The 21,848-nt window shown below is 36.6% G+C and carries 12 protein-coding genes and 1 CRISPR repeat array (1 of these 13 cut by a window edge); of the genes, 6 read left to right on the top strand and 6 right to left on the bottom strand.

The annotated features are described in order from the left end of the window. Positions 1-128 precede the first annotated feature (128 nt). The 4 genes from LB449_RS04945 to katG all read right to left on the bottom strand — a co-directional run bounded on the left by LB449_RS04945 (position 129) and on the right by katG (position 6,159). Positions 129-1,037 (bottom strand): glycerophosphodiester phosphodiesterase, encoded by a 909-nt coding sequence (locus LB449_RS04945; protein ID WP_224453963.1) that lies wholly within the window; start codon positions 1,035-1,037, stop codon positions 129-131. Further along, entirely contained in the window at positions 1,037-1,993 is a 957-nt protein-coding gene (locus LB449_RS04940) for an alpha/beta hydrolase (RefSeq protein WP_224453962.1), read from the bottom strand. The genes LB449_RS04945 and LB449_RS04940 overlap by 1 nt, the downstream gene beginning before the upstream one ends. Positions 1,994-2,471: 478 nt before the next feature. After that, positions 2,472-3,560 carry an alanine dehydrogenase gene (gene ald, locus LB449_RS04935; protein ID WP_224453961.1) on the bottom strand — a complete coding sequence of 363 codons (1,089 nt, stop codon included), beginning with the start codon at positions 3,558-3,560 and terminating at the stop codon, positions 2,472-2,474. A gap of 277 nt (positions 3,561-3,837) precedes the next feature. Beyond that, positions 3,838-6,159 (bottom strand): catalase/peroxidase HPI, encoded by a 2,322-nt coding sequence (gene katG / locus LB449_RS04930; RefSeq protein WP_224453960.1) that lies wholly within the window; start codon positions 6,157-6,159, stop codon positions 3,838-3,840. 288 nt (positions 6,160-6,447) lie between these two features. On the opposite strand from katG, the gene LB449_RS04925 reads away from it, so the two are divergent. Then, a complete protein-coding gene (locus LB449_RS04925; protein WP_224453959.1) occupies positions 6,448-6,867 on the top strand; it encodes an ABA4-like family protein in 420 nt (139 codons plus the stop codon). Between the two features lie 322 nt (positions 6,868-7,189). Here the strand turns inward: LB449_RS04925 and LB449_RS04920 are convergent, their stop codons facing one another. Together LB449_RS04920 and LB449_RS04915 are read right to left on the bottom strand one after the other, a co-directional pair. Further along, the gene (locus LB449_RS04920; protein ID WP_224453958.1) at positions 7,190-8,548 is read right to left on the bottom strand and encodes a hypothetical protein; all 1,359 of its coding nucleotides are present in this window, start codon (positions 8,546-8,548) and stop codon (positions 7,190-7,192) included. Positions 8,549-9,561: 1,013 nt separating this feature from the next. Beyond that, complete coding sequence (locus LB449_RS04915; protein WP_224453957.1) at positions 9,562-11,646, bottom strand: M28 family peptidase; 2,085 nt, start codon at positions 11,644-11,646, stop codon at positions 9,562-9,564. Between the two features lie 175 nt (positions 11,647-11,821). Between LB449_RS04915 and LB449_RS04910 the strand changes: the two genes are divergently transcribed. From LB449_RS04910 to cas2, 5 genes are all read left to right on the top strand, one after another. Then, complete coding sequence (locus LB449_RS04910) at positions 11,822-12,859, top strand: HNH endonuclease domain-containing protein (RefSeq protein ID WP_224453956.1); 1,038 nt, start codon at positions 11,822-11,824, stop codon at positions 12,857-12,859. Between the two features lie 3 nt (positions 12,860-12,862). Continuing rightward, on the top strand, positions 12,863-13,723 hold the full coding sequence (locus LB449_RS04905) for an HIT family protein (protein WP_224453955.1): 861 nt from the start codon (positions 12,863-12,865) through the stop codon (positions 13,721-13,723). A 369-nt stretch (positions 13,724-14,092) separates the two neighbouring features. Then, positions 14,093-18,205, top strand: coding sequence for a type II CRISPR RNA-guided endonuclease Cas9 (cas9, locus tag LB449_RS04900; RefSeq protein WP_224453954.1), 4,113 nt, complete (start codon positions 14,093-14,095; stop codon positions 18,203-18,205). 11 nt (positions 18,206-18,216) lie between these two features. Further along, entirely contained in the window at positions 18,217-19,119 is a 903-nt protein-coding gene (gene cas1, locus LB449_RS04895) for a type II CRISPR-associated endonuclease Cas1 (RefSeq protein WP_224453953.1), read from the top strand. Positions 19,120-19,175: 56 nt separating this feature from the next. Further along, a complete protein-coding gene (cas2, locus tag LB449_RS04890) occupies positions 19,176-19,481 on the top strand; it encodes a CRISPR-associated endonuclease Cas2 (protein WP_224454433.1) in 306 nt (101 codons plus the stop codon). 95 nt (positions 19,482-19,576) lie between these two features. Further along, positions 19,577-21,848: a CRISPR direct-repeat array (repeat unit 46 nt; unit sequence CCTGTGAATCATTAATGAAAATACAATTTTGAAAGCAATTCACAAC) (it continues 1,188 nt past the right edge of the window).

Below are 21,848 nucleotides of genomic sequence, written 5' to 3'. Positions count from 1 at the left end.
TGAATTCGTGTAGTCGTGTAGTCGTGTAGTCGTAAATTATAATTTTGAATTAAGAATTTTCCTAACACCTAATTCCTATTATCTAAAACCTTCTTAGAAACTCACAGACTCAAAAACTAAAAAACTGATTAGTCGATTTTTTTAAATTTTAGCGCCCGATCAGGATAGTCAGTAATCAATCCATCCACTCCCATTTTTAAGAGGTTTTTCATTTGGTCAGGCTCATTAACAGTCCACGGAATCACTTTCATTCCGCTTTCATGGGCGTCTTTGACTAAGTCTTTGCTGACTAATGGAAAGTAGGGGCTGTAAATTTCAGGTAAAAAGCCAAGTTCATTTATAGCGGTATCGAAATCCATATCATACACTAAAGCCGCTAGGCGAACTTCAGGATACGATTGGTGCAGCGCTTTTAAAATTCTAAAATCAAAACTCTGCAAATTCACGCGTTCCAATTTAGTTTCTAACTGGAGTAAGCCGATAACCAACTTGACAAATTCAGCAGGTTTTGGATGATAGACATCATCTCCTTCTGGCAAACTTTTCAATTCGATATTATACTTGATTTTCTTGCCGTGATTTCTACTAATATTATCAGCCATATTCAGCACTTCTTTCAGTAAAGGCTTGTAGGCCGACTCTAGTTTTTGTTCAGGAAATGCGGGGTAATAAGTGCTTCCGCAGTCGTAAGTTTTCACTTCTTCATAAGTCATCTGATAGATGTTAAGCTCTTTTTCAGTTTCTTTATCAATAGTATTACCTGCAAGGTTTTTACAAATATCCGCATTCATCCAGGGCTCGTGAGATACTACCAATTGACGATCTTTTGTGACCACCACGTCAAGTTCCAGGGTGTTCACACCAATATCTATAGCTTCCCTAAAAGCTTGTAAAGTATTTTCAGGTGCTAAACCTCTGGCACCTCTATGACCTTGAAGATCAAATTCATATGTCGTCAATTTTGAAATACCTTTATCGTTTTGTGCCTGAGTTCCTATTAGGGGTAAGGTAAGTAATAACATGAGGATATATTTCATTACTGCATTATTTTATGATCAATAAATTTCTGACTGGAGGTAAACACCGACTCCCAGTCTTTGGACCTTAAATCACTGGCAATGACATGGTTTGCTGTATTTGGGAAGGCTTCTTTTTGTTTATTAGACGCCACGGTTCCTAGCTGCTCATACATATCCAGCATGGCTGAAACAGAAACAACCTGATCTTGTTCTTTCTCATTTTTATAATAGTAGGCCAAAAACACAGGACAGGTCACCGCTTCAAAAGTCTCTTCAGTCATTGTTTCTTGCAACATACCAATCAAAGCCACGTAGGCATTAATATGATACTCAGTCGACCAGTATTTATTTTCTGGATCTTTCCTATCCATTTTTTGAACTTCTCCACCTATCATCGATTTGAACATCTCACGACCTTTTGGAGTTGTAATTTGTCCCATCATTGGATTTTTAAGACCAACAAATGGGGAGTACAAAAGCAATCCTGCGATGTCGTTATGCTTGGAAGCTAAATGTAAACTGAGTGTTCCACCTGTTGATGTACTTATCAGCACTACTTTTTTTCCTAAAAGCTTAACCACCTTTAAAGCGTCTTCGGCGGAATCCAAATAGTTTTCTTTGGTCAGTTCCTCAAAACCTTCAACTCCGCTTCTGCCATGACCTTTAAGTCTGGAGTAATATACGTTAGCTTTGTATTCTTCAGCCAATTTAGAAACTACAGGCTCTGCTTCCATCCTACTAGCACCAAAGCCATGTAGATAAACAAAAGCAATGTCAGTTTGAACGCCTGACTCACCTGCCCAGGAAATCATAGCATTGTTGTCAGTTTTTAAATCTGGGACTTTTGACTCTTGTTCCTGTATCCATTGATCAATAGTTTCCAGGGAATAAGTTGAAGTTGATTGAGCAGAAAGCTGTGGAGAAATCCACAGCATCCAACTCATGATGACTATAACTTTTAAGGTATTTTTCATGTCTGAATTTTCTTATAAAACTAATTAAAATCTAATTGAAAATTGAGCTCCAAAGAATCTAGGTGGCCTCGCCATAAATGTGGGGAAACCAAAAGTATATTTTGTATTTCCTGCGTCTATAATAAACTCTTCATCCAAGGCACTAATCACAAAAAAGGTCAATCCTTTAGTTTGATCCAATCTAGCACCCAACCTTAAATTCAATAAGCCGTAACCATCCTGAGAAATAGCTTTTAAATTATCTTCCTGGAAAAAACCTTTAGATTTATAAGATTAGGTAGACAAAAGGAAGGCTTCTACCCTATTGGCAATGGAGACTGAAATATTTCCTCCTAAAAAATAAGAATGCTCTGGGGTGGGTTGAAATCGCTTCCGTGCAAGCACTTTTATTTTATTTCTTAAAAGGCAAACTAATGGTGCGAAGCAATCATTACTAATACTCAGGTATTTATCAGAGTTTGACTTCAGGTAAAAACACTTATGCTGTTGCTCTGTCTTTCAAAATTTCCTTGCAGATGATTTCACCTTGGTCTAAGCTGAGTCCTTTAGCTAATGCTGGGTTGGAAGCACAGGCATTTTTCCAGCCTTTGTTGGCAATTTCAAGAACATAGGGAAAGGTCACGTTAGTCAGAGCTAAAGTGGAGGTATAAGGAACCGCACCAGGCATGTTGGTCACGCAGTAATGCACCACATCATCTACGATATAAGTAGGGTCTTCGTGAGTAGTTGGCCGAGTGGTTTCAAAACAACCGCCCTGGTCTACCGCCACATCTACCATGACCGTTCCGGGGGTCATATCCTTAAGCATGTCTTTAGTAATTAATTTTGGGGCTTTAGCACCAGCAATTAAAACGGCGCCTATGATCAAATCAGCTGTTTTGATGTGCTTTCGGATATTGTATTCGTTGGAAAAAGCAGTAACTACATGACTTGGCATGATATCGTTTACATAACGCAGTCTTTTCATACTGATATCAAAAATGATGACACTTGCACCAAGACCTGCCGCCATTTTAGCAGCCTGTATTCCAACAACGCCAGCGCCTAAAACAAGAACTTTACCAGGGGTAACTCCCGGAACTCCGCCCAAAAGAATTCCCTTTCCACGAATAGGCTTTTCTAGATATTTAGCACCCTGTTGAGTGGCCATTCTGCCAGCAACTTCAGACATAGGGGTGAGAAGTGGTAAACTCCCGTCGTCGTCCTGAACAGTCTCGTAAGCGATACATATGGCTTTCGAGGCGATCATGGCATCAGTGAGTTTCTTACTAGAAGCAAAATGAAAATAGGTGAAAATAATCTGCCCTTTTCTGACTAACTTATATTCTTCTTCAATCGGTTCTTTCACTTTAACGATCATTTCCGCCACCTCATACACAGATGCAATATCCGGTAAAATCTCAGCACCTGCTTCCCTATAGTCTAAATCTGTAAATCCACTGGCAAGTCCTGCCTCAGCTTGAACGTATAATTGATGATTTCGCTTTGACAATTCAAAAACACCAGCCGGCGTAATTGATACCCTGCTCTCATTATTTTTGATTTCAATCGGAACACCTATTTTCATAAATACGTTTTTTTAGATTACACCCCTTTCTAGTTAAAGTATAAATATAAAATTTGCCACTAAATATTATTCACATCCCCTCCTTTTTAATTAAAAAATTATTTAAATATAATCTTTTAAAGAGTAAACCCCCTGTTTTAAGGTTGGTTTAAAATATCAATGCAAATTGTAAATTGTAACAAATAAGAATAATTTAATAGGACACAACTGAAAACGTCTTAAAAAATAAAAAACCCTGCGAATGCAGGGCTTTTAGGTATTATATAATAAAATCCATTTACATTTTCACATCGAATCTATCGAGTTCCATCACTTTGGTCCATGCATCTACAAAATCAGATACAAATTTCTCATCGGCATCATCTGTTGCGTAAACTTCAGCGAGTGCTCTTAACTCTGAGTTGGATCCGAAGATCAAATCCGCACGCGTTGCCGTCCATTTTACATCACCAGTATTTCTATCTTTTCCGATAAAAACCTGTCTGAACTCATCTTTAGGCTCCCATTTGGTACTCATGTCCATTAGGTTTACAAAATAGTCATTTGTTAATTGTCCTTCTCTATCAGTAAATACGCCATGGTCTGTATTGTTATAATTTGCACCTAGTGCTCTCATTCCACCGACTAATACGGTCATTTCTGGAGCAGAAAGTGTCAGTAATTGAGCTTTATCTACCAACAGTTCTTCCGTTGTTAGCGTGTATTGCTTCTCCTGGTAGTTAGTAAATCCATCTGCCATAGGTTTCAGCAATTGCATAGATTCAACATCGGTCTGCTCTTGTAAAGCATCTGTTCTCCCAGGCGTAAATGGCACTGATACAGTATGTCCAGCTTTTTCTGCCGCCTCTTCTATAGCCGCATTACCTCCAAGTACAATTAAATCTGCAATAGAGACTTTTTTTCTTGAGTTGTTTTTGTTGAATTTCTTCTGAATGGATTCTAACTTTGAAAGCACTTTATCCAGTTGTTTTGGGTTATTAGCTTCCCAGCTTCGCATTGGTTCCAATCTTATTCTTGCACCATTGGCTCCACCTCTTCTGTCGGAATCTCTATAAGTTGAAGCAGAATTCCACGCAGTCGTCACCAATTCTGAAGTGGATAAGCCCGACTTTAGAATATCTGCTTTTAAGGCTTTAATATCGGTATCTGTTATCATTTTATAATCTACTTCTGGAATTGGATCTTGCCAGAGGTAATCTTTGGAAGGGGCTTCAGGTCCAATATAGGTTGATTTTGGCCCCATATCTCTATGGGTTAATTTAAACCAAGCCTCAGCAAAAGTTTTGTTGAATTCCTCTGGGTTTTCATAAAAGAACTTTGAAATCTTTAAATACTCAGGATCTTTTATCATCGTTAAATCTGTTGTCAGCATCGTTGGTCTATGCTTCTTGCCTTCAATATGAGCATCAGGATAAATTTCTCCGGCATTTTTGGCCACCCATTGGTAAGCACCTGCTGGACTTTTGGTCAATTCCCATTCATTTTCGAAAAGAGATTTGAAGTAGCCCTGACTCCATTCCGCTGGAGTTTTGGTCCAAATCACTTCTAAGCCAGAGGTAATAGCATCCTCTGCTTTTCCAGATTTATAAGAACTCATCCATCCTAAACCTTGATTTTCTATGGAAGCTGCTTCTGGTTCTGGACCTACATTTGAGGCATCTCCAGCACCATGGGTTTTCCCTACAGTATGTCCACCAGCAATAAGAGCAACTGTTTCTTTATCATTCATTCCCATTCGGGCAAAAGTTTGACGTATGCCATCAGCCGCAAGAGCTGGATCTGGATTACCGTCTGGACCTTCTGGGTTCACGTAAATAAGCCCCATCTGGACAGCAGCTAAGGGTTGTTCTATATCGCCATCTTCATCATAACGCTTATCATTAGCTAAAAACTCATCTTCGGCTCCCCAATAGACATTGCTAGCCGGCTCCCAGGTGTCTTCACGACCACCACTAAATCCTGCGATCTCCAGACCCATATCTTCATAAGCAACCGTTCCTGCAAGAATCATCAAATCTGCCCAGGACAAGCTTTTTCCATACTTCTGCTTGATAGGCCATAACAGACGTCTGGCTTTATCCAGGTTAGCATTATCTGGCCAGGAATTGATTGGCGCAAACCGCTGCTGACCGTCGCGAGATCCTCCTCTTCCATCTGCTGTACGGTAGGTTCCTGCACTGTGCCAGGACATACGAATAAAAAACGGACCATAATGACCGTAATCTGCTGGCCACCAGTCTTGAGACGTGGTCATGACTTCCACTAAATCTGCTTTAAGCTGCTCATAATCTAAAGCAGCAAAAGCTGCTCTGTAGTTGAAATCTTCACCCATTGGGTTGGATTTTGACGTGTGTTGTCTTAGTACACTCAGGTCCAAACTATTTGGCCACCAGTCTTTTCCACCGGTTCTTTTGGTTTTTTCATTATCAGCTGGCTCTTGCTCTGCATTAGCCTGCATGCTGGCGTGAGGATTTTCGCCATCCTTTACTTTGATTTTAATACCTGTTACCGGACAGGTTTTGTATTCAGCTTCAGCACTCTGTTGAGCAAACACAGCTACTGTAAACAAACTGAATACTGCAATTAATAAATTTTTCATAGATATATATTTAAGTGTTATTAATATCAAAATTATAGCGAAACTATTCTCATAAGCACTCAAACGAATTAGTAGTTCTAATTGATATATAGTTTTATCCTATAGTCATTATAAACCAAATCAGATATAGCTATAATTCAAGCATTTACATGTAAATCATTCAGATTTTTAATTCACTGCTTTCATAAATATACTAATTTTATACATTGGTAATTATTAATCCTTCAATTTATATTTAATATTGAAACTCATAATAATGAGAACCATTTTTTTAATAAAATCATTCATATGTCTCCATCTGTAGTTTTTCAAATCGTCAACACCATTGTCTTACCTGCCTGGTTGATATTAATATTTTTCCCGAACAAGCATTGGAAGACTCCTGTAATTTATACGTTCGCCGCTACCATGTCGGTCGTTTACGCGATTTACGTCATCCAGGGATTTGGTGATTTGGACATGGAGTCCTTCAGTAAACTTGAAGGCATCAAAGCCATGTTTACTTCCGATGAAGCAGTAGTCACAGGCTGGGTGCATTATTTAGTATTCGATTTATTAGTTGGCCACTGGATATTGAAACAGTCACAAAAAGAAAACATCAACCATTTCCTAATCATCCCCTGTTTGTTACTCTGCTTTATGTTTGGCCCCGTTGGGTATCTGCTGTATTTTATTATTAAAACAGCTAAAACGAAGAAGTTGGGATAAAGGATCTTAATTACTAATTGTGAATTTTAACTTTCACTTGAGAGTGTTTCAGGTTCGAGCGGAGTCGTGAACGCTGGCATCTCGATGCTTCATGGTAGCTCCGATACGATTCTCCTTACGTAGAATCACCCGTCTGTATTCACATTCGGGCAGGCCTGCCTTAATGAGTTCGTCGGGTAGGTGGTTTTATGGAGTGAAACGGAATAAAATGTATTGAAATGACCTTATCAAAACCTTAGCGTGATTACAAAACAAAAAAGAGTAAGGCTTGAACCCTACTCTTTAAATACATACTCGTAAAAAAATCTACTGTTTTAGAAAATTAATTTGCTAAAGCGTTATCCACAATAGCCTGAATGGCTTCAACTGAAGGTACTGCTAGGTCACCGACTGCTGATACGGATTCAATTGAAGTTACAAGTAAGTTCGTTTCTGAAGCCATCTCGGGTAAACTAGGTGCAGCGTACATCGGGATCTCCAGTTCCAATTCATAAGTTGTATTAGCTATATTTAATAAGGCTTCAACTGCTGCTCCATTAACCTGAACTGCTACAATCACATCGAAAACTGCATTCTCGGCTCCAGAAAGATCTGATGGTCTTTCTAATCCTTCTTCAACTGAAGCGACAAGAGCTGCCAGGTCGTCATCTGATGGGAAGTCATTAGCTAAAATTTGTTGAAAGTCGCCAATAATAGCTACTCTGTTAGCTACAACCAGGTTCTCAATTTCGTTGGCTGCTGCAATCGCTGTTTCAGTTGAAGGATTTGCTTCGTAAGCTTCAATCGCACTCATTGCATCCACTCTGACTTGAGCATCTACCATAACTCTGGAAAAATCACTATCGGTTATGGTTCCTAAATCTTCTGTCAATTGACCAATAGGTCCATCGATAAAGTCGGCCACACCCGCAACCGCTGCTCTATTAGTTTCATATCCAGCCTGAACTTCAGTCATTAACAAATCGTCCACAATAGCCTGAATAGCTTCTACAGAAGGTACTGCAAGACTTCCAACAGCTGAAACTGAATTTAAAGCAGTCTCCAATAAATTCTGAGTATTCAATGAAGAAGGAATACTAGGCGCAGTATAAGTTGGAACGTCCAGACCTAATTCATAACGTGTATTTGCAATATTGAGTAAAGCTTCCACGGCAACTCCATTTATTTGCACAGCGGTAATCACATCAAAAGCAGCTGACTGCGTGTCCATCAAACCTTCAGGCTTATTTAACCGATCTTCCACTGAAGCGATAAGAGCTCCAAGATCTGCGTTGGATGGAAAATCGTTTCCTAAAATTTGTTGGAAATCTGTAATAATAGCAACTCGGTTCGCTACAACTAAATCTTCAATGGCGTTGGCAGCAATCACAGCATTCGCATCCGTTGGATTCAATTCATAAGCCTCAACAGCATTGGTAGCGGCTACTTTTGCTTGAGGATCTACAGTAGCACCGTCAAAACCTCCTTCTGCCATGGTAAGCTCACCAAGGTCGGCAGTTAAATTAGCGATAGGACCATCGATAAAATCCGCTACACCATCTACAGCAGCTCGAGTATTTTCATAGCCTTCCAAAGCTTGTTCTTCAACAATTCTGTTGTTATCATCGTCGCTACTGCAACCGACAATTACCAAAGCCAGGATCATCATTGTAAAAATTGATTGTTTCTTAAAATTTTTCATCGTTATATTTTTTTGTTTTCATTACTTACGCTCGAACTTGAATTAGGGTTCAAAAGAAAAATGGTTTTAACTCTTATTAACAAAAAAAGTTCGTCGAAAAATTCGAAACCTTGGGAACGTTTCGAAATGACGTTGACTGTGGCTTCGAATGGTAGCTTCGATACAATCCCGACGAAAATGTCGGGATCACTCAGCCACCAGTCGTCGTATCACTCAGCCACCAGAATGGGGTTGGTCATTGAGTGTTTTTATGGAGTGCAACGGAATAAAAATGTATCGAAATGACGTTGTCAACAACTTAGAAAGGTAGCTTCGATACAATCCCGACGAAAATGTCGGGATCACTCAGCCACCAGAATGGGGTTGGTCATTGAGTGTTTTTGTGGAGTGCAACGGAATAAAAATGTATCGAAATGACGTTGACTGTGGCTTCGAATGGTAGCTTCGATACAATCCCAACAAAAATGTAGGGATCACTCAGCCACCAGTCGTCGTATCACTCAGCCACCAGAATGGGGTTGGTCATTGAGTGTTTTTGTGGAGTGCAACGGAATAAAAATGTATCGAAATGACGTTGTCAACAACTTAGAAAGGTAGCTTCGATACAATCCCGACAAAAATGTCGGGATCACTCAGCCACCAGAATGGAGTTGGTCATTGAGTGTTTTTGTGGAGTGCAACGGAATAAAAATGTATTGAAATGACGTTGTCTGTGGCTTCGAATGGTAGCTTCGATACAATCCCGACGAAAATGTCGGGATCACTCAGCCACCAGTCGTCGGATCACTCAGCCACCAGAATGGGGTTGGTCATTGAGTGTTTTTATGGAGTGCAACGGAATAAAAATGTATCGAAATGACATTGCTGTTCACCCCGATTCATGATTCACTTATGACGACTCACGTCTCTCCTACTACACCACTACTCCATTATACAGCTATACGAGAAACAATAAACTAAAAACAGTAAACTATTCACGACTCACACAACTAAGGAACTCAGAAACTAGTCTTCTACAAACTCTCCATGATATCAGCCAACTTAGCGTTAAGGTCATTGATGGCATTGGCGTAACGCTGGTCCCAGTCGGAAAGTTGGTCTTTGTTTTCCATTTCAATTTGATACTGCAGGCCTGGAAGTATCCAAGAGGCATAGCCGCTAAACGGATCGGAGGAAGCGTAAAGCGATTTGTACCAGTCTCTATAAGGCATGCCTTCAGGGTCCAGGAAACTCTTTTCCAACGCCATCAGCTTAGCATTCAGTCGTTTCGTTCGCTTTTTGCTTAAGTTCCCGCTTTGAAGTTGTTCCTCAAAGGCTTTCGCCACTGAGGTAGTGGAGAGTTTTAAGCTGGATATCGCTTGGCTTGAAGCTGTAAACCCAGTAAAATCAGAATAAAAAGACTTTACCTGCTGAGTTGCGTTTTCAAAATGCAGTTCCAAATCTGTAGCATACCGCTCTATATCGTAAGGAATAAGCTCGGCATTGGCCAACCTTAAGCTCAAGATACCCATCAGTTTTTCGACCATAGGTCCCATCTGAAATTCGGGATCTACGAAATTCTCGTAATAATAAAAGTCATCGTAATTGGTATGGTATAAGGTAGGTCCGCTGGCTCCACCACTTAAAGAGGGCACGCCGGCAAACATATAAAAGGCAATATGATCTGAGCCCCCACCCAGATTTCCAATATTGGGCTCTGGCTTCTCACCCGCCCAATGCTCATAAACGCTTTCCTCTGTGTAGGGATAGTCTACCGCCTTGGCAGCGCCAGCAATAAGGGTTTTGAGACTCGGGGCCGATGACGCTCGAAAGGTTTTCCCAGATACAGCTCCATCTAAATTAATATAAGCCACCGCTTTAGCCTTTAGCTCATCCTTCATCTGCTCCACCCATTCGCTAGAGCCAATTACCCCATGTTCCTCGGCATCCCAATGGGCAATCATAATCGACCGATTGGGTCTTTTTCCAGCTTCGGCTAAACGCCCTAATGATTCTGATAAGCTCAACAGCATGGCGGTTCCCGAATTGGGATCTGTCGCTCCAAAAGCCCAGGCATCGTAATGGCAGCCTAGAATCACCCATTCGTCTGGTTGTTCTTTGCCTTTTAAGGTCGCAACAACATTATAAATCTTGGTCATTTTTTTGGGTTGGTCCACTTTGAGTCTTACTTTCAGATCCTTTCCACCGTCTACTCTATAGGTATAAGGCAAACCGCCTTGCCAATCTTGAGGAACCACCTCGCCTTTCATATATTTAAAAATAGACTCTGCGGCACCATAACCAATAGGCGTGACAGGAATAGTATGCAGACCTGCATCCTCTGGCGCCAAACGCTCTGGAGTGTCCTTATGGTCTAATGGTAAGGCGGGTTGGTAAGGCGTCAACGGATCACCAGTCCAGTCGGCGGTAAGCAAAGAGCCACGTTGGATGGCACTAGGGTTGTAATACACGCCTTCGGGGAAGGTTAAGCCTTTGGTAAACCCAGAATCTTTAGGATCGGTGTAGATAATAAGTCCGACTGCTCCATGCGCTTCGGCAAATTTGGCCTTATACCCGCGGAAGTTGCCACCGTATCTAGCAATCACGATCTTACCCTTAACCGATACACCGAGTTCTTCCAGCTTTTCAAAATCGGCTTTGGTGCCGTAATTGGCATAGATCACCTCAGCAGTCACGTCTCCACTTCCTGAGTAGGCATTCCAGCCTTTTACAAGAGTGGCGTTTTGCGAATAGGGATCTTCTGCCAGAGCTTCCTCTTTCTGATCGAGTATTTTGGAGACTGGCGACACCACTTCTACCAATGAGGTTCCAGGACCGCTACTCATATATACTTCGTAAGGATAGGTGTCTACCGACCAACCAGCTTTATCCATAGTTGTAACCATATAATCTCTTACCTTTTCGTTGGCGGGCGTCCCAGCGATGTGGGGCTCTTGGGTTAAGGTTTTTAGATGGGTTTTAAAGTCAGCCGGCTTTACCTGATTTAAAAAATCGATTTCCTGTTGAGCTTGAGTTTCGGCAGAGGCTGTTGTAAAGCCTGTATAGGTTTGTGCGTTTAAGCTAGCACTCACCAATAGAACTATAATAAAATATCGCATGGGTTATAGGGTTTAATGATACTATTGTGAATTTAGATAATTTTTAGACTCTTGATTGGGGTAGAAGTTAAAAATTTGGGGTCCTCTTATTTTTTAGTTCAGTTTGCATAGCTATTGAAGAGTTGTGTCTCAAAATAAACTGACTTCCACTATATTTGACTGTAAAAGATAAAAAATGAATCAACTACCATTTTCTCCTGATATCAATAACAATGCATTAGCTAGTATTTTTAATTATACTTCAGCAACTTATAAGTTTTATTGGTTTTTAGCTATTGTCGAGGAAGTTGAAAGGGGTAATAAAGAAATTCAGAAGGATAGATTATTTGCACGTATGATTTCGAATGCTTGGTATCCAGTAAAGTATTTTAGATTATCATTCGGAAGTCAAGACCACATATCCCAACTCATAAACGATTTCTTCAATTCTACCTCTATAAAAGTTAGTGATGATAAAGCAGAGATAAGAAAGTGCTTAATTGAAACTAAAGACATCACTATTTTAAAAAAGCTTTATCACCTCGATAAAAATGTTCCACATAAGTTTCTAAGCCCTTGGTTTAAAGGATCTAAAAAGTCAATTTACGAATCCTCACAACTAGATTTTCAAAATTCAATTTATCACCTTTTTAAAAATCATATTATAGTCAATGATAATTGGTACGACTATATTCGATTAAATGCCAAAGTAATCAAAGACTTTATTTATTGGAATTTAGCTTTATTTATTCAAGCTAGAAACCCTAGTACCCCAGATGTTATTAATAAACTGATAAAGCCAGCTAAACGAAATAGTTTAACCAAACAGCGAAACAAATTTTGGAATATTTATCTTGAAAAAAGACCTGAAACTAAATGTATTTTCACCAATGAGACATTGAACCCGAAAAACTATCACGTTGACCATTTTGTGCCTTATTCATTTGTCTCTCATGATTTGATTTGGAACTTAGTTCCCATAAACTCAAATTTTAATACCTCTAAAAGCAATAAACTCCCATTAGTTAAAAAATATTTTGATGGCTTTTATAAGTTACAAAATGATGCTATACAAGTATTTGGAAAATCGATGCCAAAAAATTTTAAAGAAGAGTATTTATCAGTTTTCCCTAATTTTGAAGATAATGAGCAAATAAATTATAGCCAATACAAAGACGTTATAAGTCCGCTTATCACTGTTGCTCACAATAATGGATTTGAATATTTAAATTAAGTTATGGCATCCAAAAATCAATTTTCTCATTGCACAGCCAAAGAAAGAGATAAGATGTCTTTTCCTAGCAAGCTTTTATTGGATAAAAAATTGATTGTAGGCGAGACTCTCGATTTTGGGTGTGGCTTTGGGAAAGATGTTGTAGAATTAAAAAAGAGAGGTCTGAATATTTCTGGTTACGATCCTGAATATTTTCCCCACTACCCCACCAAAACTTATGATACTATACTGTGTCATTATGTCCTAAATGTTATCCAAAGTCAAGACCAAGCAAAAGTTTTGTTTGAAATTTCCAAACTTCTAAAGTTTGGAGGAAAAGCCTATTTCAGCGTAAGGAGAGATATTAAAAATGCAGGATTTAGAACTCATTTTATCCACAAGGTTAAAACTTTCCAGACCAATGTTATACTTCCCTTCAAAACAGTTTTTAAAAATGATAATGTTGAAATCTACGAATACCAACATCATTGTTTTTTAAATCAAAATAATCCTGAAGCTAGTCCTTTTTTTGAAAGACTTGAACCTAAAGATCAAGCGGGCGAATTAGCGAGTTGTTTTGCTTTTAGTGACAAATTTCCTGTTTCAGAAGGTCACACACTGGTAATTCCTAAAAGAAAAGTCTCCGATTATTTTGAACTTAGTTTTAGAGAGCAATCTGCATGCTGGTTTCTAGTGAATTTGATTAAAGCAGATTTACAAAACAAATTCAATCCAGATGGGTATAATATAGGTATTAATGTTAATGAAGCTAGTGGTCAAACTATTCCACATGTTCACATTCATATTATTCCGCGTTATAAAGGTGATGTTGAAAATCCTGCCGGAGGTGTTAGAGGGGTAATTCCAAGTGAGAAGGAATATTGAATGTTTTAGTAAATCTTTAAAATATTTATTTACCAGAAATGGTGCGATATTTTTTTATTACTAAATCAATCCCTTGTTTGAATTTAGATAATTTTAGACTCTTGCTCGGAGTAGAAGTTAAAAATTTGGGAAAGGTAAATAGGTTATTTTTTTAATATTTTAAAAACCAAGAGATTACTTATTTAATTTCATATCCTTAGCGTTAGATGTTGTGAGTTTTGAAAGAATTTATTAGATTTAAGTTCTTTAAAAGAAGAAAGCGACCCGTAAAGGCCGCTTTAAATGTTTTCACAACGGAATAATCCTTATTGTGAATTGCTTCAAAATTGTGAAACAAAGATATTAATATAATTAGATAACCAACATATTATGAAAAAAATTTTAGGATTGGATTTAGGGACAACTTCCATTGGATGGGCTTTTGTAAAAGAAGCAGAAAATGAAAACGAAAAGTCATCCATAGTTAATACTGGTGTAAGAGTGGTTCCTATTTCAACTGATGAAGAAAATGACTTTAAAAAAGGAAATAGTATAACAATTAATGCAGATCGGACCTTAAAAAGAGGCGCAAGAAGAAATAAGTTTAGATATCAGCTTAGAAGAAAAGCATTGATTGATGAATTAAAACTTATAAATTTTATAAATCAGAAAACCAAACTGACGGAAACCGGTAAAAACTCATCACATGAGTTATTGAGTTTGAGAAATAATGCTGTTTCTGAGAAATTAAAAAAAGATGAATTTGCTAGGGTTCTTTTATCAATTAATAAGAAGCGTGGGTATAAAAGTAGTAGAAAAGCTAACAATAGCGAAGAAGGAGAGTTAATAGATTCAATGGACATAACCAAAAAGTTGTATGACCACGATTTGACACCGGGCGAATTTTCATTTACACTATTAAAAGATGGTAAGAAATCTTTACCAGACTACTATCGATCTGATCTTGAAAATGAATTTAATAAAGTTTGGAATCATCAAAAAAAATATTATCCCGAAGCCTTAACTGCAGAGCTTTTTAAAGAAGTTGAAGGCAAAAATAAAAACCAAACTTGGAAGATTTGTGAAAAACCATTCAGTATCAAAGGAATTAAGATAGATGGAAGTAAAGCAGATAAAAAATTAGAGACCTATAAACTCAGAAAACTAGCATTATCTGAAAAAATAGGACTAGAATATTTAGCAATTGTTTTACAAGATATAAATAGTGAGATTAATAAGTCTAGTGGTTATTTAAGTGAAATTAGTGACCGTAGCAAGGAACTACATTTCAACAATATGACCGTTGGTGAATACCAATACAAGCAGATCGCTAAAAACCCTCATAATAGTTTAAAAAATCAAGTATTTTATAGGCAGGACTATCTTAATGAGTTTCAAAAAATCTGGGGAAAACAAGCTGAATTTTATCCAGAGTTGACAAATGAATTAAGAGATAAAATTCAAAATGAAATCATTTTCTACCAGCGAAGGCTTAAGTCTCAAAAAGGACTAATCAGCTATTGTGAGTTTGAGAGTTGGGAACAAGAAGTAATTATTGACGGGGAAAAAAAGAATAAAATAGTAGGACACCGTGTTGTGCCAAAATCATCTCCCTTATTTCAAGAGTTTAAAGTATGGCAAAACTTGAACTCTGTTAGAATTACGAATGTCAAAACTAACGAGGTATACCATATCGAAGAAGAGACAAATAAAGAGCTTTTTCAAACATTAAATTGGATTGATAAATTAACTGATAAACAATTTTTGAAGGAATTGGGCTTAAAGCCAAATGAATGGAAAATAAATTTTAAAACAGTCGAGGGAAACAGAACTAATTATAATTTACTTAAAACTTACAAAGAGATTTTAAGAATTGAAGGCTACGACAATATTGACTATTCTAATATAGATGGAGAGGATCTAATTGAGATTTTAAAAAAATGTTTTGATGAAATTGGAATTGATAAAGGAATTCTTGAATTTAATTCAACATTAAAAGGAAATCCTTTTTCTAAACAAGAGTCTTACGAATTATGGCATTTACTTTATTCCTATGAAGACGATTTCACAAGAACAGGAACCGAATCGCTTGAACAAAAACTAAAATCAACATTTGGATTTAAAGATGAGCATTTACACTATTTAATAAACATCAGTTTTCAAGATGATTATGGTAGCCTAAGCGCAAGAGCCATTAGGAAGATATTACCTTATCTGGAGGATGGTAAATTGTACTCAGAAGCATGTGAACTAGCAGGATATAACCATTCTAATTCTATCACAAAAAAACAAAATGAGGAAAGAGAGCTTAAACCAAAGCTTGAAATACTAAAGAAAAATAGTCTAAGAAATCCTGTTGTTGAGAAAATACTTAACCAATGTATAAATGTGGTCAACGCAATTATTGAAGATTCTGAAATGGGAAGACCAGACGAAATTAGAATTGAACTCGCTCGAGAACTTAAAAATACAAAGGAGCAACGGAGTGAAATGACTAAAGCGATAGGAAGAGCAACCAAAGATCATGAGAAATATAGGAATGAAATAAAAAGTAAGTTTGGTTTGCCACACGTTAGCCGCAATGATTTAATTCGCTATAAGCTTTATAAGGAACTTGAAACCAATGGATACCGTACTTTATATACTGATGAGTATATAAAGCCTGAAGACTTATTTTCCAAAAAATACGATATCGAACATATCATTCCAAAATCAAGACTTTTTGATGATTCTTTTTCAAATAAAACTTTGGAAACGAGGAAAAGTAATCTAGATAAAGGGGACGAAACGGCTCTTGATTTTGTGGGAAGAAAATACGGTAAAGAAGGACTTGAAAAGTATAGAAAACGTGTCGAGGAGCTTTTTAAAGCTGGAAAGATTAAATACTCTAAACAAAACAAGTTATTAATGTCTTTAAATGATATACCAGAAGATTTTCTAAATAGAGATCTAGGTACTTCTGCTTATATCGCTAAAAAAGCTGCTGAAATTTTACTAGATATTACAAGACGTGTTAGTTTAACTTCTGGAAAAATCACTAGTAAGTTGAGAGAAGATTGGGGTCTAATTCAAGTTATGCAGGAACTTAATTGGGATAAGTATGAAAAAGTAGGCTTAACCTATTATAAAGAAAATAAAGAAGGTAAAAAGTTACCTAGAATAAAAGATTGGTCGAAGCGAAATGACCACAGGCATCATGCGATGGATGCTATTACGGTTGCGTTTACGAAACCTGGCATTATACAATATTTAAACAACCTAAATGCCAAATCTAACAAGGAAATCTATAAGCTTGAAAATACCTATACCTACAAAGACGAAAAAGGTAAACGAAAATTTATTGCTCCTTTTCCAACTATAAGGAAAGAGTCTAAAGAGCAATTATCTCAAATTTTAATTTCATTTAAAACTAAAAATAAGGTCACTACTAAGAATAAAAATAAAATCAACGTAGAAGGTAATAATAAGTTTAAATATCAAACTGTACAAACCCCTAGAGGCCAACTTCATAAAGAAACGATTTATGGAAAGTCGCAGTATTACGAAACGAAACTTGAAAAAGTGGGTAGTAAGTTTAATCAAGAGATGATAGGCTTAGTTGCAAGCAAGACCTACAGAAAAGCTCTATTAAAACGTTTAGGTGAGTTTGAAAATAACTCTAAAATAGCTTTTACAGGTTCAAATTCTTTGACTAAAAATCCTATTTACATTAACGGGACACAAGAAACTGTTCCAGATAAAGTTAAGATGGCTTGGCTTGAAGGTCGGTATACGATTAGGAAAGAAGTAACTCCTGACTTGAAGCTGGATAAAGTTATAGATGATGGAATAAAGGCTATTCTTAAAAAACGATTAAAAGAGTTTAATGATAAATCTAAAGACGCCTTTGCTAATTTAGATAAGAATCCCATATGGTTAAATAAAGAAAAGGGAATCAAAATTAAGCGCGTTAAAATCAAGGGGGTATCAAATGCTGAACCTTTACACCATGCTAAAAACCATATTAATCAAGAACTTAAAGATAAGCATGGTGATTCGGTTCCTACAGATTACGTAAGTACTGGGAATAACCATCACGTGGCCATTTATAAAGATGACAAAGGTAATTTACAGGAAGAAGTTGTGTCTTTTTATGAAGCTGTTACAAGGAAAAATATTGGGCTCCCAATAATCAATAAACATCACGAAAAAGGTTGGGAGTTTTTGTTCACCATGAAACAGAATGAAATGTTTGTATTTCCAAATGAAGAAAATAGCTTTAACCCAAATGAAATTGATCTTTTGGCCTCATCACATCAATCACGGATAAGTGGGAATTTATTTAGGATGCAAAAATTTACAAATAGAGATTATTTTTTCAGACATCATCTTGAAACTAACGTAGATAATATTAAAGAAACTCATCATTTGAGTTGGTTAAGAACTGGTTTATCTGGAGTGGGACAGATTAAAAAAGTAAGACTAAATCATCTAGGTAAAGTAGTACAGATAGGCGAATACTAAAACTTAATTAAATGATAAAACGCACTTTATTTTTTTCAAACCCAGCCTATCTCAGCACCAAACACCAACAATTATATATTCGTTTCCCTGAAGACCATAAAGAAGATAGAACTGTTCCTATTGAAGATATTGGAATGCTCATTTTAGAGAATCAACAAATAACACTAACCAATGGCTTAATTACCAAATTGATTCAAAACAAAACGGCTATTGTTAACTGCGATCAGTTCCATTTGCCCATCAGTTTATTACAACCCCTCAATGGGCATAGTGAACAAATGGAACGCATCCGGTATCAAATGGATGCCAGCATTCCTTTAAAAAAGAATTTATGGCAACAAACCATTACCTATAAAATAAGGAATCAAGCCCATCATCTAAAAAAAAGAGAAAAGAACGGACTTAAATTGATTAACTGGAGTAAGCAAGTAAAAAGTGGTGATCTTGAAAATCATGAAGGGGTTTCTGCTGCTTATTACTGGCAACACTTATTTGATATCCCCAACTTTAATAGAACTCCTAAAGGGATTTCACCAAATCATTTATTGAATTATGGTTATGCCATTTTAAGAGCTTCAACAGCAAGAGCAATAATAGCAAGTGGTCTACTTCCCAATCTGGGTATTTTTCATCGCAATAAATACAATGCTTATTGTTTAGCTGACGATTTGATGGAACCATATCGCATTTACGTCGATGATCTGGTCTATGATATTATTAAAGATTTAGATGATCCAGATATTGAAATGAATACTGAACTTAAGATGAAGCTATTACAAATTCCAGTCCTAGACGTTACTATTGAAGGACAAAAAAGTCCTTTGATGAATGCCTTAAGCAGAACAACTACTAGTTTATTTTTCTGTCTTGAGGGAAGTTCAAGACGCCTATTATATCCTGAATTTAATTCATAACCAAATAATGATGGAACGTGGAAAACAAACTATCGAGATTAAATCAATATAGAGTTATGTGGGTAATGGTATTTTTTGATTTACCGACAGAAACCAAAGTAGATCGAAGAGCAGCCAATCGGTTCAGAAAATCCTTGTTGGACGATGGATTTGGTATGTTTCAATTCTCAATTTATACGCGATTTTGTGCCAGTCGAGAAAACATGCAAGTACATATTAACAGAATTCAAAAGTCACTGCCAAAGAAAGGAAAGGTTGGTATCATGCAAATCACCGATAAACAGTTTGGGATGATTGAGTTGTTTCATGGAAAAAAAGAAGCCTATATGGAACCACCCTCTCAACAGTTAGAATTATTTTAAACCTATATTTTCCTTTAGACCCTATCCATTTCTTTCATTTTTTTTAAGCTATTTATTGCTTAAAAAACAAGGTATCAGCATTTTACAGCTGATACCCTGTGAATCATTAATGAAAATACAATTTTGAAAGCAATTCACAACTTTTGTTCAATGGGAAATTATCTTGATCGCCTGTGAATCATTAATGAAAATACAATTTTGAAAGCAATTCACAACTCGATGAGATTTATAAGCTTTTGAAGCTTTCCTGTGAATCATTAATGAAAATACAATTTTGAAAGCAATTCACAACCTCTGTGGTTTGCTTTGGAGGATCTGTTTTCCTGTGAATCATTAATGAAAATACAATTTTGAAAGCAATTCACAACTAAGTAAACACTATCCCCAAGGTCAAATTGCCTGTGAATCATTAATGAAAATACAATTTTGAAAGCAATTCACAACCATCTGGAGCAAGTAAAGACCAAGCAAAACCCTGTGAATCATTAATGAAAATACAATTTTGAAAGCAATTCACAACTATCCCACCACAGCTTCTCTTATAGAGGGACCTGTGAATCATTAATGAAAATACAATTTTGAAAGCAATTCACAACAAATAAGGTTTTTCCTCTTTTGTACATTTCCCTGTGAATCATTAATGAAAATACAATTTTGAAAGCAATTCACAACTTCGCTCGCGAAAGCTTGCAAGTCTTCAAACCTGTGAATCATTAATGAAAATACAATTTTGAAAGCAATTCACAACTAAATATTACTTGCTACTTGAGCAACCATTCCTGTGAATCATTAATGAAAATACAATTTTGAAAGCAATTCACAACTGTTTCTCTTATATCTTTGAAAGCTGTGATCCTGTGAATCATTAATGAAAATACAATTTTGAAAGCAATTCACAACCCACAAGTGATGTATATAGCAAAGCCACAACCTGTGAATCATTAATGAAAATACAATTTTGAAAGCAATTCACAACCAAGTTTTATAGATTGATACTTGGCACTACCCTGTGAATCATTAATGAAAATACAATTTTGAAAGCAATTCACAACCATCTGCTGTAAATAGCTCAATAAAGGCAGCCTGTGAATCATTAATGAAAATACAATTTTGAAAGCAATTCACAACGCTGTTAGCTCCAACTTGTACTAAGGATTTCCTGTGAATCATTAATGAAAATACAATTTTGAAAGCAATTCACAACAGAAATCTATTTTTTTGTTGGCCAGATAATCCTGTGAATCATTAATGAAAATACAATTTTGAAAGCAATTCACAACTATTCCAAAGAAACAATGCTGTTCTGCTGCCTGTGAATCATTAATGAAAATACAATTTTGAAAGCAATTCACAACTGTTATATTTGTGTATGCAATTAATTCAACCCTGTGAATCATTAATGAAAATACAATTTTGAAAGCAATTCACAACTCAAGATGCTAGGCTAGCACTTGTAGGGGCCTGTGAATCATTAATGAAAATACAATTTTGAAAGCAATTCACAACCGAATTGAGCCAAACAACGTCAAACTCCACCTGTGAATCATTAATGAAAATACAATTTTGAAAGCAATTCACAACCTGGAATAGGCGATCAACTTAGAGCAGATGCCTGTGAATCATTAATGAAAATACAATTTTGAAAGCAATTCACAACACCCTCCTTCTAAAGCGTTGCATCTTTTCACCTGTGAATCATTAATGAAAATACAATTTTGAAAGCAATTCACAACCAATTTGTCTCTCTTCTGCAATGTCAGCATCCTGTGAATCATTAATGAAAATACAATTTTGAAAGCAATTCACAACGTACCGCCCGCATTCCCATCGGCACCTCAGCCTGTGAATCATTAATGAAAATACAATTTTGAAAGCAATTCACAACTTCCTTCAATCCTGTGGCCAACAATACACTCCTGTGAATCATTAATGAAAATACAATTTTGAAAGCAATTCACAACAATGGCCACAGAATCCCTCAAAGTACCAGGCCTGTGAATCATTAATGAAAATACAATTTTGAAAGCAATTCACAACGGATTCAACACTTACACTTGTTGAGACAGGCCTGTGAATCATTAATGAAAATACAATTTTGAAAGCAATTCACAACTCGATATGTGTTTTTCATTACTTACGATTTCCTGTGAATCATTAATGAAAATACAATTTTGAAAGCAATTCACAACAATTCTTTTTAACATCGTCGAAAACTAGAACCTGTGAATCATTAATGAAAATACAATTTTGAAAGCAATTCACAACTCTTTATACCTAGAGTAGTTTATAAAAATACCTGTGAATCATTAATGAAAATACAATTTTGAAAGCAATTCACAACTTGATCCATTTGAGATCGAGTAGGGT

Source organism: Psychroflexus lacisalsi, from assembly GCF_020164495.1.
Taxonomy (GTDB): Bacteria; Bacteroidota; Bacteroidia; order Flavobacteriales; family Flavobacteriaceae; genus Psychroflexus; species Psychroflexus lacisalsi.
The sequence above is the reverse complement of the archived record's forward strand: the minus strand, read 5'-3'. Positions and strand labels throughout refer to the sequence as shown.

What these genes read in the sequence shown, in the direction of transcription:
- LB449_RS04945 (WP_224453963.1), bottom strand. Translation starts at nt 1,037, where the DNA reads ATGAAATATATCCTCATGTTATTACTTACCTTACCCCTAATAGGAACT.
- LB449_RS04940 (WP_224453962.1), bottom strand. Translation starts at nt 1,993, where the DNA reads ATGAAAAATACCTTAAAAGTTATAGTCATCATGAGTTGGATGCTGTGG.
- ald (WP_224453961.1), bottom strand. Translation starts at nt 3,560, where the DNA reads ATGAAAATAGGTGTTCCGATTGAAATCAAAAATAATGAGAGCAGGGTA.
- katG (WP_224453960.1), bottom strand. Translation starts at nt 6,159, where the DNA reads ATGAAAAATTTATTAATTGCAGTATTCAGTTTGTTTACAGTAGCTGTG.
- LB449_RS04925 (WP_224453959.1), top strand. Translation starts at nt 6,448, where the DNA reads ATGTCTCCATCTGTAGTTTTTCAAATCGTCAACACCATTGTCTTACCT.
- LB449_RS04920 (WP_224453958.1), bottom strand. Translation starts at nt 8,548, where the DNA reads ATGAAAAATTTTAAGAAACAATCAATTTTTACAATGATGATCCTGGCT.
- LB449_RS04915 (WP_224453957.1), bottom strand. Translation starts at nt 11,646, where the DNA reads ATGCGATATTTTATTATAGTTCTATTGGTGAGTGCTAGCTTAAACGCA.
- LB449_RS04910 (WP_224453956.1), top strand. Translation starts at nt 11,822, where the DNA reads ATGAATCAACTACCATTTTCTCCTGATATCAATAACAATGCATTAGCT.
- LB449_RS04905 (WP_224453955.1), top strand. Translation starts at nt 12,863, where the DNA reads ATGGCATCCAAAAATCAATTTTCTCATTGCACAGCCAAAGAAAGAGAT.
- cas9 (WP_224453954.1), top strand. Translation starts at nt 14,093, where the DNA reads ATGAAAAAAATTTTAGGATTGGATTTAGGGACAACTTCCATTGGATGG.
- cas1 (WP_224453953.1), top strand. Translation starts at nt 18,217, where the DNA reads ATGATAAAACGCACTTTATTTTTTTCAAACCCAGCCTATCTCAGCACC.
- cas2 (WP_224454433.1), top strand. Translation starts at nt 19,176, where the DNA reads ATGTGGGTAATGGTATTTTTTGATTTACCGACAGAAACCAAAGTAGAT.